Consider the following 12,466-nt stretch of genomic DNA (forward strand, 5'->3'; position numbering starts at 1 on the left):
ATTTATGGAAATAAATGATTTACTATTAAGAAATATTTTTTACTTAAGGAGAGTTGATGTATGTCGATAATGTGTTGGACATCCAATCAACAATAAAGGGTTGTGCCGCTTGATTGGGATGTAGCCCGTCATCTTGCATCCATTCTGGTTTGATAGCAACGTGTTCCATGAAAAATGGCAGCAGAGGAATTTGGTTGCGTTCAGCCAGTGTGGGATAAATTTTGGCAAAGGATTCGGTATATCGCTTTCCATAATTAGGTGAAATTCGGACTTGCATTAATAACGGTTGTGCACCGGTTTGTTTAATCAGATTGATGCCCTGTTGCAAATCCTGTTCTATGTTTTGAATGGGAAAACCACGCAATCCATCATTAGCACCAAGCGCTATCAAAACCCATTTTGGATTGTGCTGTTTCAATAACTCAGGCAAACGTTCAAGCCCTTGCGCGACAGTATTGCCACTAATACTGCCGTTAATAATGACGGTTTTTTTGCCGGCTTGTTGCCACTGTTTTGCCATCAGTGCAGGCCATGATTGCTCAACGGGTAAACGATATCCGGCACTGAGGCTATCACCTAATATAAGCAGGGTATCTGCCGCCGCGGCTCTGGCACTGCATAGCACCACCAATAAAAGGAAAAATACATGGCTGTAGAAAGTATTCTTGAAGTTCATCATCTCACTAAACATGTCGGTCAAGGGGAACAGGTAATTAATATATTGCAAGGTATTGAGTTGGTTGTCGAGCCAGCACAGACAATTGCATTAATTGGTGAATCAGGATCAGGTAAATCAACACTTCTGGGCATTATTGCCGGATTGGATGATGGTAGTGGGGGAGAAGTTCATCTATTGGGGCAAAATATCAGTCGCATGAATGAAGAGCAACGCGCACAGTTAAGGGCAGAAAATGTAGGTTTTGTTTTTCAGTCATTTATGTTGATCCCCACCCTGAATGCACTGGAGAATGTCCAGCTTCCGGCACTATTGCGTGGTGAATCGGAAACCCAAAGTCGTGAACAAGCCATTGAGCTACTCGAACAGTTAGGGTTAGGAAAACGCCTGAAACACATGCCTGCCCAACTTTCGGGGGGAGAACAACAGCGGGTGGCGTTGGCACGGGCATTCTGTACTCGTCCCAAAATCCTGTTTGCTGATGAACCAACAGGTAACCTTGATCGCCAGACAGGAGAGCGCATCGTCGATTTACTGTTTTCCCTTAATCATGATTACGCCACCACGTTGATTTTAGTCACGCACGATAACCAACTGGCGGCGCGTTGCAAGCGTCGTTTACGTCTGGTAGATGGAAAATTACGGGAGGAAGCATGATCTGGCGCTGGTTTTGGCGTGAATGGCGTACACCCTCTCTCCTGATTGTCTGGTTATCCCTGACCTTAGCGGTAGCCTGTGTACTGGCATTAGGGCGTATTAGTGATCGCATTGATCAAAGTGTGCATTATCAAAGCCGTGATTTTCTGGCGGGTGATCTTGTCTTAAGGGCTTCGTATCCCGTTGATGAAACCTGGTTGCAAAGGGCGCAGGAGCAAGGGTTGACACTGAGTCGGCAAATTTCATTTTCGACGATGACGTATGCGGGAGATATTCCGCAACTGGCTCAGGTGAAAGCCGCAGATGAGCGTTATCCTCTGTATGGCGAACTGGAAACCCATCCGTATGGGTTAACGCCAGAAAAAGGTTCAGTGCTGGTAGTCCCACGATTGTTGGCACTATTGGGCGTTAAAGTCGGGGATAATATTGATGTGGGAGATACCACATTGAAGATTAGCGGCGAATTGCTGCAAGAGCCTGACAGCGGTTTCAATCCCTTCCAGATTTCTCCCCGAATTTTAATCAATATCGATGATGCTCAGTTAACAGGGGCGATTCAACCCGGAAGCCGCCTGACTTACCGTTATATGTTTGCGGGTTCTCCTGCCGCCATCCAATCATTCCAGCAATTTGTTGGACCGCAACTAAAAGCCGATCAACGCTGGCTGACCTTGCAACAAGATAATGGTGTTATGGCACAATCCATTGAACGTGCCCAGCAATTTTTATTGCTGTCAGCGTTGTTGACATTACTCCTTGCTGTTGCTGCGATGGCCGTTTCTATGGCGCATTACTGCCGTAGCCGGCATAACCTGATAGCCATCCTGAAAACATTAGGGGCAGGGCGTTGGGCGTTGCGCCAATGGATCATTGGACAATGGTTAGTGATATTACTGGCCGCCATAGTGGTAGGCTCCATTTTAGGTTTGGCTTTTGAGTCTGCATTGATTCGAATTTTGGCAGGAATGTTACCTAAGATGTTACCGGCTGCGGGAATGTGGCCGTGGGTATGGGCGATAGCCGCCCTGTTTGGCATGGCCGTGTTGGTGGGTGTCCGTCCTTATCGTCAACTTATGGCTACTCAGCCTTCACGGGTATTGAGAAGTGACGTAACGGCATCCATCTGGCCCCTGCGTTATTATTTGCCTGCGGTGGCATTCATCATAACGGGAGGATTGGTATTACTGGCAGGCACCCAGCCGTTGTTATGGTCGCTGTTAGCGGGAGTACCGATTGTCGCGTTGTCTTTGGCGTTATTGGGGTGGGGGGGATTATGGCTACTGCGCCGTGTGACGTTCCGTCAGTTAAGCCTGCGTCTGGCGGTTAATCGGTTACTGTGTCGGCCATTTCAGACCATGACCCAATTGGCGGCATTTTCTCTGTCATTCATGTTGCTGGCTTTGCTGATTATGGCAAGGGGAGATTTATTGAACCAATGGCAACAGCAATTACCGCCGGATAGCCCTAATTATTTCCTGCTTAACATGACCCAACCACAAACGGCTCAGGTTAATGACTTATTGGCTAAATATCAGGTGAAACCGACCGATTTTTATCCCGTGGTATTGGCACGTTTGACGGAAGTGAACGGACAATCTGCGCTGGCATGGGCGGATAAAAAACAGCCTAATAGTACTACCGTGCGGCGCGAACTGAACTTAACATGGAAAGCAGAACTGCCGCCGTTTAATACCCTGATTGCGGGAACGTGGCCGCCAAAACCGAACGAAGTTTCTATGGAGCAAAGTGTTGCTGAACGGTTGCAAATTAACCTGGGAGATAGGCTTACATTCACCGGAGATACCCGAACGTTTCATGCCACAGTAAGCAGTATTCGCAAGGTGGATTGGGAGAGCATAAACCCGAACTTCATTTTTATTTTCGCCAAAGAGACGTTGGAAAATCAGCCCGGAATGTGGTTAACCAGCTTTCATTATGAAGGAGAGGGAAAGCTGTTAACGGAAATTAACCGCCATTTCCCAACCATCAGCGTGTTGGATATTGGTTCGATACTCAAACAAGCACAAGGCATTTTGCAGCAAGTTAGCAAGGCATTAGAAGTTATGGTTATTTTGGTGATGATCTGTGGCGGATTGCTGTTATTGGCACAAATTCAGGTTGGTATGAACCAGCGACAACTTGAATTGGTGGTATACCGCACATTAGGGGCGAGCAAAAAACTTTTGCGTCATACATTATGGAGTGAATTTGCCCTGCTAGGTTTTATGGCCGGTTTAGCGGCAGCATTGGGTGCAGAAATTGCACTTTGGTTGTTACAGACTCAGGTCTTTGATTTCCCGTGGCAGCTACAATGGCAGATGTGGTTTCTGCTTCCCATCATCAGTAGCTTACTGCTTTCACTATGCGGTGGCTGGTTAGGGGTTAGGCTATTAAGGAAGCAAGGGCAATATCGGCGCTTGCCGGAATAATTCCCACATCTTTGATAAACCTCGTTTGAACCAACGAGGTTTATCAGCAATCTGACCGGATATTATCAGGCAAATTCCTCTCTTAATTTCCTTGTTTGTACGTTATTTCAGTTCATTTTTACCTTATTCAGTAAATTTGGTGCCTTCAACCGTGTATTTTCTCATTTTATGAGCAGGTGGTTTCATCATTAATGTGACGACAAGAACAACAAATACGGGAATGGCAATAATCAGGAATGCAGAGGTAAAACTGCCTGAATAATCTTTGATGGCACCGGCAAAAAAAGGTGCCAGACAAGCCAGAGTGGATATCAGGTTCATGATAGAAAACAGTTCCAGATAAGGCTTGCGACCAAAATAGTTAGCCAGCAATACACTGGAAGCAAGGAAGGTCATGCCATATCCCATCCCGACACACACGGTGAACGCAACCAAAAACGGCCATGATGAGGCGATACTCAGTGCAATCAAGCCAAATATAATAACGGACAGGCTGATAATCAGTAATTTTTTCGGCTCTACCCATTCTCCAATTGCACCACCGGCTAATCGGGAAAACGCATTGATAAAAGCCATTGTGCTCAGTAACCCGGCGGCGATAGCTTCGCTGAAACCATTTTCGATAATATGGGCCACCGCAAAACTGTTGACGGTAATGCCACACCATAAAAATGCGGTATAAGCTGCCGCAATCATATAGAACTGCCATGTCCGTAGTGCCTGATGTGCAGTCCAACGTTGTTTAGTGCGATAAATGCTGGAAGTTTCCTGATTGTTATGTTTCTGATTTACGGCCTTGGCGTGGGCGATTTCCCGTTTACCTTCCTGAAGAATAATAATCGTCAGAATGACGAAAATGGAGAGGATAATAGCGGAAATCATCCAATGCATCCGCCATGTTCCCCAAATACGGGTCGCCATAAAGTAGATCCACGGGCCTATGACCCCACCCAGTCCACCTATTGTGAAGTAGAAACCAAAAGCAAGGGATTGTTTCTCATATAGCCGTGAAATCACATAAGTGCCCGGCACGGTTGCCAGAAAAGTAAAACCGATCCCCATTAAAGCCGTACCGATAAAATAGGATGAAATAGCGTATGTATGATAAAGGTTGTAGAAACCCGCCAGAAAAATCAGCAGGCCGATAAACAGGGTAAAACGAACGCCAATTTTACGAATAAATACCGTTGGCAGAAAACTGGATAACCCGCAAGTCAGGCCAAGCAGTGTGAATCCTAATCCTGCATTTGTCCAACTCCAGCCCAGTTCATAAATCATACTCGGCAGGACAACACCCAATGACGTAAAGGTTGTTGCTGTGGATAGAAAATAGACCATGCCTAAAAGTATCAGCAAAAACCACTGATAAGTACGTCCGAATTTGTCGTGTTGAATGGACATTGTGACTCCATCAAGGATATAAACGATTAAAAGCGGCACTATTTTATGTGTTTATGAGAAAAAGCTGTATCGAATAAACACGCCATAGCTAAATTGATTGGTGTGAAAACCCGACGTATCTCTGATTTTGTATTTATTTTTGACGGAATTCACGACAATCCTAGTCCACAAATGACCGGCTTGAGAGCCTAATTCTTTGCCTAAGTCATAATGCAATTCGGGTTTGAAATCGAGCATTTCAGGGTTATCACCTATGGATTTAAAGATGCAGCGAGACAGCAAGAGAACGAATCTCCGGCAGAATAGATAACGATGTGACCGAGCGTAGCCAACAAAGCTGCAACTGGAAAGCCGACGGGATATCTAATAGAAGAGATTAGGCCTTGTGCAAGGTAAAGAGAGCGTATTATCAAATGGATTTAGCACACTGATTATTAGCAATAAACGTTAACCAAATCGGGAAGTGGTAGCTTATTTTAATCACTACCACTTTCTTTAGTTGGCAATTGATCAACTTAATTTATCTTGTGCCCATTTAAGGCTGCTTTGGTATTCTGTTGGTAATAGCGAGGCTAATGTTTGCAACGTTTTTTCCAATGTCCCTTTATCTGCATGGATAACATTTAAGTGGCCTACTTTACGTGCAGGACGAACTTCTTTTTCATACCAATGTAAACGAACCAGCGGCAAATTCAGCCATGCGGGATTCACCTCTGTGCCGATCAGATTGATCATGACGGATGGTGCAAAGATTTCAGGTTGTGGCATAGGAAGATTCAAGATCGCCCGCAGGTGAAGTTCAAACTGGCTGATAGAAGCGCCGTTTTGTGTCCAGTGACCACTATTATGAACCCGTGGAGCCAGTTCATTGATCAGCAAATTATCGCCAACAATAAAACACTCCATCGCCATAACACCAACATAGTTCAGGTGCTGCATGATGGTGGATAGCATCTGCTCGGCTCGCTGTTGAAACGGCTTACCGGCGCTATTATCAGGTAAAGCAACACTGGTACGCAAAATACCTTCCTGATGCAAATTGTGAGTCAAAGTATAGAATACTGATTCACCTTTGGCATTGCGGGCTCCTACCAGCGAGACTTCCCCCGAAAACGGAATACCCTGTTCCACAATACATTCACCGTAAATTTCAGGTGGAAGCGTTGTTTCATCACCCGGCCGGATACGCCACTGACCACGCCCGTCATAGCCCCCAGTCCGTCGTTTGACAATGATAAAATCGCCTAACTCTGCAAATAGCTGTGGCCATTGTTCGGGAGAGGAAAGCCGTTGCCACGGCGCGGTTGACAAACCCAACGTATCCATGAGCTGTTTTTGTGGCAAACGATCCGCCAGTTGCGGAAAAATCTCACGATTGATAAACGCCTGATGATGAGCCAGCTCGCGGGTTAATGCGGTTTCGGGCCAACGCTCAATTTCTGCGGTGATCACGCTGCTTTGGTAGGGCACTGCCTCCGGTTCGGCATCCAACCCAACAGGATAAACAGCGATCCCTAACGGTTCACCGGCTTGACGCAGCATTCTGCCTAACTGACCATTTCCCAATACACAAACAGGCTTCATGCATCCTCCCGTGGATCTGGATTATCCAAGACAGCCTGAGTTTGTTCACTGCGCCAATCTGATAAACGTTGAAACAGCACACTGTCATGCAACGCCAGCACCTGAGCCGCCAACAATGCGGCATTTGCGGCTCCTGCCTTACCGATAGCCAGTGTACCAACCGGAATGCCCTTTGGCATTTGGACGATAGAATACAGGCTATCAACACCGTTAAGCGCCGCGCTTTGTACCGGTACCCCAAACACAGGCACTAAGGTTTTAGCTGCCAACATCCCCGGTAAATGTGCTGCTCCACCTGCACCCGCGATAATCACATCAAAACCATTTTCTTGCGCTTGTTCTGCGAAACGAAAAAGCTTATCTGGCGTTCGGTGTGCCGAAACAATTTCAACACGAAAAGGAATAGCGAGTTCGGTCAGGATATCGGCTGCATGTTGCATGGTTGCCCAATCGCTTTTAGAACCCATGACAATGGCGATTTTGGCGTGGTTTTGGGGTTCTATTTCTGTTGGAGAAGTCATTGTTGGGGTAATAGCTATTGTGGGATCAGAGCTGGACGTCATAAATCAGATGCTCCTGTATTGGGTGTCTACCAGAACAAAGATGAAATTTCAGACGGCGGATCATATCATGCTAATAGCATGAGGAAAACGTTTGCGTCGTTTGATTTATCGATTTTTACAAAATAAGCAAGGCGCTTAGAAGGTGAAGGATATTAACTCAATAGTCGTTTCTGTAACTTTGAACATTGAACCTTGCTCATGCCATGCCCCTAATACACCGCGATGCATGGTCTTATCGCCAATCTGAATATCGTGTATTGCTGGGCGGTGAGTATGACCGTGAATGATCCAATCTGTTTGATATTTTTTAAAATGTTCGGTAACGGCCTCTTGATTGACATCCATAATAGATGAAGATTTTTGGCTGTTGGCATATTGGCTACCTGCTCGCATTTTGGCGGCAATTTTCAAACGGATAAATAAAGGAAGAAGCAGGAATAGCCGTTGTATCCACGGAGTATGTACTCGCTTACGATACTGCTGATAGTTGATATCATCGGTGCATAGCGTATCGCCATGCAAAATCAAAATACGTTTACCGTGCAACTCCAGTACTTTTTCCTGTGGCAGCAGAATCAAGCCGCTCTCTCTGGCAAAACGGGAGCCGAGCAAGAAATCACGATTGCCATGAATGAAATAACAGGGAATACCTTGTTGTTTCAGTTCATTAAGGGCCCGGGCGATTTTAGTATGCAATGGGTTGGGATCATCATCACCAATCCAGTAATCAAAAAAATCACCGAGAATATAAAGACTTTCAGCGTGGATTGCATCTTCACGTAAAAAACGCAGAAAACCGGCAGTAATTGCCGGTTCTTGTTCACTGAGATGCAAGTCTGCAATAAACAGTGTACTCATGTAGCGATGATTCTCTAACGGTAATTATTCGTTGACAGTGACACGTTCAATGATCACATCTTCATGTGGTACATCTTGGTGCATACCGCTGCGGCCAGTAGAAACACCTTTGATCTTATCAACTACATCCATGCCTTCAACGACTTCGGCAAATACGCAATAACCCCATCCATCCGGGTGCTCTGAACGGAAGTTCAGGAAATCGTTATCGACAACGTTAATGAAGAACTGGGCAGTTGCAGAGTGTGGATCATTGGTGCGTGCCATAGCGAGGGTGCCACGGCTGTTTTTCAGGCCATTGTTGGCTTCGTTCTTGACAGGCGCTTTAGCTGTTTTCTGCGTCATGCCAGGTTCAAAGCCACCACCTTGAATCATGAAGCCATTGATAACACGGTGAAAAATAGTGTTATCATAAAAACCTTCCGAGCAATAACTCAAGAAGTTTTCAACGGTTACAGGTGCTTTATCAGCGAATGTTTTGATTACGATATCGCCAAAATTGGTGTGGAAAGTCACCATAATAAAAATCCTAGTAATAGTTTTGATTGACCCTATATAGGGGGTTTTGAACAACCGCTGTTATATCATATCTCAGATTTTGAGTCAGTACTCAGGGAAAGTATCAGAACAAGACGGTTTATGACGCTTGCAAAGCATTGCATATCAAGGTGAAATGTCTGATCTGGCTTCTCTCTATTCTCATTTATTTATCTTGCTGATAAAGAAGCCTATAATCAGTCAATTTATTTGATTTTATTACACGTACATAATTTTTACGGAAACCCACTGATGCTAAAAATTTTCAATACTCTCAGCCGTCAAAAAGAAGAATTTAGGCCGATTCACGAAGGGAAAGTGGGCATGTACGTGTGTGGCATCACCATTTATGACTTGTGTCATATTGGTCATGGCCGAACATTTGTGGCATTTGATGTGATTTCTCGTTACCTGCGTTATCTGGGATATGATCTGACCTATGTCCGTAACGTCACTGACGTGGATGATAAAATTATTAAACGCGCCATCGAAAACAATGAAAGTTGTGACGATTTGACCGCACGTATGTTGGCAGAAATGCACAGCGATTTTGATGCATTGAATATCCTACGCCCGGATTTAGAACCTCGTGCAACGCAACATATCCCAGAGATCATTGCCATCACGGAAGCGCTGATTAAGCGTGAGCACGCTTATGTTGCCGCTAATGGTGACGTTATGTTCTCCATCGACACCAACCCTAATTATGGCCTGCTTTCCCGCCAGGATTTGGAACAATTGCAGGCTGGCGCCCGTGTTGAAGTGGCAGATGTAAAACGTAACCCAATGGATTTTGTATTATGGAAAATGTCCAAACCGGGTGAGCCGAGTTGGGAATCTCCGTGGGGGGCTGGCCGTCCAGGCTGGCATATTGAATGTTCCGCCATGAACGGCAAGACGCTGGGTCATCACTTTGATATCCACGGTGGCGGTTCTGATTTGATGTTCCCGCACCATGAAAATGAAATTGCCCAATCAACTTGTGCCCATGAGGGTCCTTACGTCAATTATTGGATGCATTCAGGCATGGTCATGGTGGATAAAGAGAAGATGTCCAAGTCGTTGAATAACTTCTTTACCATCCGTGATGTATTGGCCTATTACGATGCTGAAACCGTGCGTTATTTCTTATTATCCGGTCATTATCGCAGCCAGTTGAATTATACGGAAGAGAACCTGAAACAGGCGCGCACTTCCCTTGAACGTTTGTATACTTCCCTGCGTGGTACAGATAAATCCGTTCAACCTGCGGGTGGAGAAACATTTGAAGTCCGTTTCGTTGAAGCAATGGACGATGATTTCAATACACCAGAAGCGTATTCAGCCTTGTTTGATATGGCGCGTGAGCTTAATCGTCTGAAGGCAGAAGACATGGTTGCGGCTAATGGTCTGGCGGCAAGGTTACGTAAATTGGCCGGGATTCTTGGTCTTTTGGAACAAGATCCAGAACACTTTTTGCAAGGCGGAACACAGGCGGACGACGATGTTGCCCGCATCGAAGCACTCATCAAACAGCGTAACGATGCCCGTAAAAATAAAGAGTGGGCATTGGCGGATGCGGCGCGCAACCAGTTAAATGAAATGGGAATTGAGCTGGAAGATGGCCCGCAAGGAACAACATGGCGTCGTAAATAATCGATTTTGCTTTATCGAACACCAGAACCGCCCTTAAATGGGCGGTTCAGTCTTTCATGTCTTTGCGCTTTGATAGCGAGATTTTTTTAGTTGTAGTACTTAGTGGTATAAATGAGCGGAATAAAAACCGACAGATTTATTGATGACTACTTAAGTGCTCAGGATAGAAAGCATTTCCAGCGTGATACGTGATTTTTCCAGAAACCGCATCCCGTTTCATGGCAACGAAAGAAGAATGACTCAGAGGCTCTGGTATTTGATGGGTGTCATCACGGGAAGCAGGATGAAGAAGAGAAATTTTTACTCTACGTTTAGAATTACTTAATTTATAAGGCAAACCTAACAACCTTCTTGCAGCTCTATTACTTAACATAATTAACTCCGTTTCAGTTGTACATAAGCTTCTCAGTATAGCGACTTATTAGAAGATTGATATGATTGTTTGTCAATATATCGTCAGCGTCACATATTTTGCGAATAAAAACAGATAAATCTGTAATCAGCAAAAACAATATCCACCAATAATATTGGTGTTATGATTGACATCATATTATTTAATATTTATATATCACCTTATACTGGTTTATATAAAATAATTAATATCTATTTATACACGATAAACTGCAATCTGCAGGACAACACAAGGCCTTATATTTCCCGCTGCGCGAGGAAATATAACACGCATCTTGAAAGTGGATTGGTATATAAAATAAAAAGACAATACCTTAATACAAAAGGTACTGTCTTTCTGAAAAGTATTAGTGATAATGTTTACTTATTGAGTTACTCTTCAACGCGAACAGATTCGCCATTAAAGGCAACAACTTTACCAGCAGTAATTTTGCAGCGTTTGCGAGTTTCGAGTTGGCTATCAACCTGTACCAAACCTTCTGCAATCACGGCTTTTGCCGCAGCACCACTTTCACACCATCCTTGAAATTTCAGCAAATCACATAACTCGACATAAGGGTGGTCATCTAAATAAAAAATTTTCATCAATAACCTTCAGTTGTATCTATATCATGGTATTCCTCGCAAGCTTGCAAGGTATTTTGAATCAATGTTGCAACGGTCATCGGTCCGACACCGCCGGGGACAGGGGAGATCCAACTTGCGCGTTCAGATGCCTTATTGAAATCCACATCACCAATGACTTTGCCATTTTCCAGCCGATTGATACCAACATCAATCACAATTGCGCCTGGCTTAATCCATTCACCAGGAATAAAGTTGGGCTTACCAACAGCAACAACCAGTAAATCTGCCTGCTCAACATGCTGACGTAAGTTTTTGGTAAAGCGATGCGTTACTGTCGTTGTACAGCCAGCCAACAGCAATTCAAGGCTCATTGGGCGTCCAACGATATTAGAAGCGCCGATAATAACGGCATTTAGCCCATAAGTATTGATATTGCAGCGTTCAAGCAGGGTTACAATTCCGCGGGGGAGTACAAGGGCGCAGTTTGGGCGCCCGCTGGCAAAGACGGCCGATATTATAAGGATGGAAACCATCCACATCCTTATCGGGATGAATGCGTTCCAGTACTTTGACATTATCAATGCCGGCAGGTAAAGGGAGTTGAACCAAAATACCATCGATTTGCGCATCGGCGTTCAGATCATCTATCAGAGAAAGCAATTCAGCTTCGCTGGTAGTATCAGGTAGGTCATAAGAGCGGGACATAAACCCGACTTCTTCACAGGCGCGGCGTTTACTGGCGACATAAATTTGAGAAGCAGGATTTTCTCCCACTAGAACGACGGCAAGACCTGGTGCTCGTTTTCCGGCGGCAACACGCTGCCTAACTTTTTCTGTAACTTCGTTTCTGATTGTCTGCGCAATCGTTTTCCCATCAATAATTTTTGCTGACATGTATTTAAGATTCCATTATCAAGTATAGGAATGGGGGCTATTTTGTCAGAACATGAACCGCCTGTCAGTTTTATTAATAATCATAAAATGAACATATGAGCGAAAAGGGCATTGACTCATTCCATTATGCCCGTATAATCCGGTGCTGCGTTAAGGCATTAATAATGTTTCTTATTCTATATACCATAATGCGCCCTTAGCTCAGCTGGATAGAGCAACGGCCTTCTAAGCCGTAGGTCACAGGTTCGAATCCT

General features: G+C 44.8%; 11 protein-coding genes and 1 pseudogene. 3 read left to right on the forward strand and 9 right to left on the reverse strand.

Features of this window, described 5'->3' with window-relative positions:
* Window positions 1–43: 43 nt before the first annotated feature.
* Entirely contained in the window at window positions 44–676 is a 633-nt protein-coding gene (gene tesA / locus PXH59_RS19830; RefSeq protein WP_285811836.1) for a multifunctional acyl-CoA thioesterase I/protease I/lysophospholipase L1, read from the reverse strand.
* Here tesA and ybbA point away from each other — a divergent pair.
* Entirely contained in the window at window positions 647–1,333 is a 687-nt protein-coding gene (gene ybbA / locus PXH59_RS19835; protein WP_285809869.1) for a putative ABC transporter ATP-binding protein YbbA, read from the forward strand. The two genes, tesA and ybbA, sit on opposite strands and share 30 nt — an antisense overlap.
* A complete protein-coding gene (gene ybbP, locus PXH59_RS19840; protein ID WP_285809870.1) occupies window positions 1,330–3,762 on the forward strand; it encodes a putative ABC transporter permease subunit YbbP in 2,433 nt (810 codons plus the stop codon). The genes ybbA and ybbP overlap by 4 nt, the downstream gene beginning before the upstream one ends.
* A 123-nt stretch (window positions 3,763–3,885) precedes the next feature.
* Here the strand turns inward: ybbP and PXH59_RS19845 are convergent, their stop codons facing one another.
* The 5 genes from PXH59_RS19845 to ppiB form a co-directional block, all read right to left on the reverse strand.
* The gene (locus PXH59_RS19845) at window positions 3,886–5,163 is read right to left on the reverse strand and encodes an MFS transporter (protein WP_285809872.1); all 1,278 of its coding nucleotides are present in this window, start codon (window positions 5,161–5,163) and stop codon (window positions 3,886–3,888) included.
* Window positions 5,164–5,673: 510 nt separating this feature from the next.
* Entirely contained in the window at window positions 5,674–6,747 is a 1,074-nt protein-coding gene (purK, locus tag PXH59_RS19850) for a 5-(carboxyamino)imidazole ribonucleotide synthase (protein WP_285809874.1), read from the reverse strand.
* Window positions 6,744–7,268, reverse strand: a complete 525-nt coding sequence (purE, locus tag PXH59_RS19855; RefSeq protein ID WP_285811837.1) for a 5-(carboxyamino)imidazole ribonucleotide mutase — start codon at window positions 7,266–7,268, stop codon at window positions 6,744–6,746. Before purE ends, purK begins: the two co-directional genes overlap by 4 nt.
* A 177-nt stretch (window positions 7,269–7,445) precedes the next feature.
* Window positions 7,446–8,168, reverse strand: a complete 723-nt coding sequence (locus PXH59_RS19860; RefSeq protein ID WP_285809876.1) for a UDP-2,3-diacylglucosamine diphosphatase — start codon at window positions 8,166–8,168, stop codon at window positions 7,446–7,448.
* A 24-nt stretch (window positions 8,169–8,192) separates the two neighbouring features.
* Window positions 8,193–8,687, reverse strand: a complete 495-nt coding sequence (gene ppiB / locus PXH59_RS19865; protein ID WP_285809877.1) for a peptidylprolyl isomerase B — start codon at window positions 8,685–8,687, stop codon at window positions 8,193–8,195.
* Between the two features lie 270 nt (window positions 8,688–8,957).
* Here ppiB and cysS point away from each other — a divergent pair, with 270 nt between their 5' ends.
* Complete coding sequence (gene cysS / locus PXH59_RS19870; RefSeq protein WP_285809878.1) at window positions 8,958–10,340, forward strand: cysteine--tRNA ligase; 1,383 nt, start codon at window positions 8,958–8,960, stop codon at window positions 10,338–10,340.
* A gap of 136 nt (window positions 10,341–10,476) precedes the next feature.
* Here cysS and sra read toward each other — a convergent pair whose 3' ends face one another.
* The 3 genes and pseudogenes from sra to folD form a co-directional block, all read right to left on the reverse strand.
* Window positions 10,477–10,713, reverse strand: coding sequence for a stationary-phase-induced ribosome-associated protein (gene sra, locus PXH59_RS19875; RefSeq protein WP_072059792.1), 237 nt, complete (start codon window positions 10,711–10,713; stop codon window positions 10,477–10,479).
* A 410-nt stretch (window positions 10,714–11,123) separates the two neighbouring features.
* The gene (gene ybcJ / locus PXH59_RS19880) at window positions 11,124–11,336 is read right to left on the reverse strand and encodes a ribosome-associated protein YbcJ (protein WP_047770620.1); all 213 of its coding nucleotides are present in this window, start codon (window positions 11,334–11,336) and stop codon (window positions 11,124–11,126) included.
* A pseudogene (folD, locus tag PXH59_RS19885) lies at window positions 11,336–12,212 on the reverse strand (bifunctional methylenetetrahydrofolate dehydrogenase/methenyltetrahydrofolate cyclohydrolase FolD). The gene ybcJ and the pseudogene folD overlap by 1 nt, the downstream one beginning before the upstream one ends.
* Window positions 12,213–12,466: the final 254 nt, after the last annotated feature.

The sequence above is a fragment of the Xenorhabdus bakwenae genome, assembly GCF_030272115.1.
GTDB classification, from domain to species: Bacteria; Pseudomonadota; Gammaproteobacteria; order Enterobacterales; family Enterobacteriaceae; genus Xenorhabdus; species Xenorhabdus bakwenae.

What these genes read in the sequence shown, in the direction of transcription:
- ybbA (WP_285809869.1), top strand. Translation starts at nt 647, where the DNA reads ATGGCTGTAGAAAGTATTCTTGAAGTTCATCATCTCACTAAACATGTC.
- tesA (WP_285811836.1), bottom strand. Translation starts at nt 676, where the DNA reads ATGAACTTCAAGAATACTTTCTACAGCCATGTATTTTTCCTTTTATTG.
- ybbP (WP_285809870.1), top strand. Translation starts at nt 1,330, where the DNA reads ATGATCTGGCGCTGGTTTTGGCGTGAATGGCGTACACCCTCTCTCCTG.
- PXH59_RS19845 (WP_285809872.1), bottom strand. Translation starts at nt 5,163, where the DNA reads ATGTCCATTCAACACGACAAATTCGGACGTACTTATCAGTGGTTTTTG.
- purK (WP_285809874.1), bottom strand. Translation starts at nt 6,747, where the DNA reads ATGAAGCCTGTTTGTGTATTGGGAAATGGTCAGTTAGGCAGAATGCTG.
- purE (WP_285811837.1), bottom strand. Translation starts at nt 7,268, where the DNA reads ATGACTTCTCCAACAGAAATAGAACCCCAAAACCACGCCAAAATCGCC.
- PXH59_RS19860 (WP_285809876.1), bottom strand. Translation starts at nt 8,168, where the DNA reads ATGAGTACACTGTTTATTGCAGACTTGCATCTCAGTGAACAAGAACCG.
- ppiB (WP_285809877.1), bottom strand. Translation starts at nt 8,687, where the DNA reads ATGGTGACTTTCCACACCAATTTTGGCGATATCGTAATCAAAACATTC.
- cysS (WP_285809878.1), top strand. Translation starts at nt 8,958, where the DNA reads ATGCTAAAAATTTTCAATACTCTCAGCCGTCAAAAAGAAGAATTTAGG.
- sra (WP_072059792.1), bottom strand. Translation starts at nt 10,713, where the DNA reads ATGTTAAGTAATAGAGCTGCAAGAAGGTTGTTAGGTTTGCCTTATAAA.
- ybcJ (WP_047770620.1), bottom strand. Translation starts at nt 11,336, where the DNA reads ATGAAAATTTTTTATTTAGATGACCACCCTTATGTCGAGTTATGTGAT.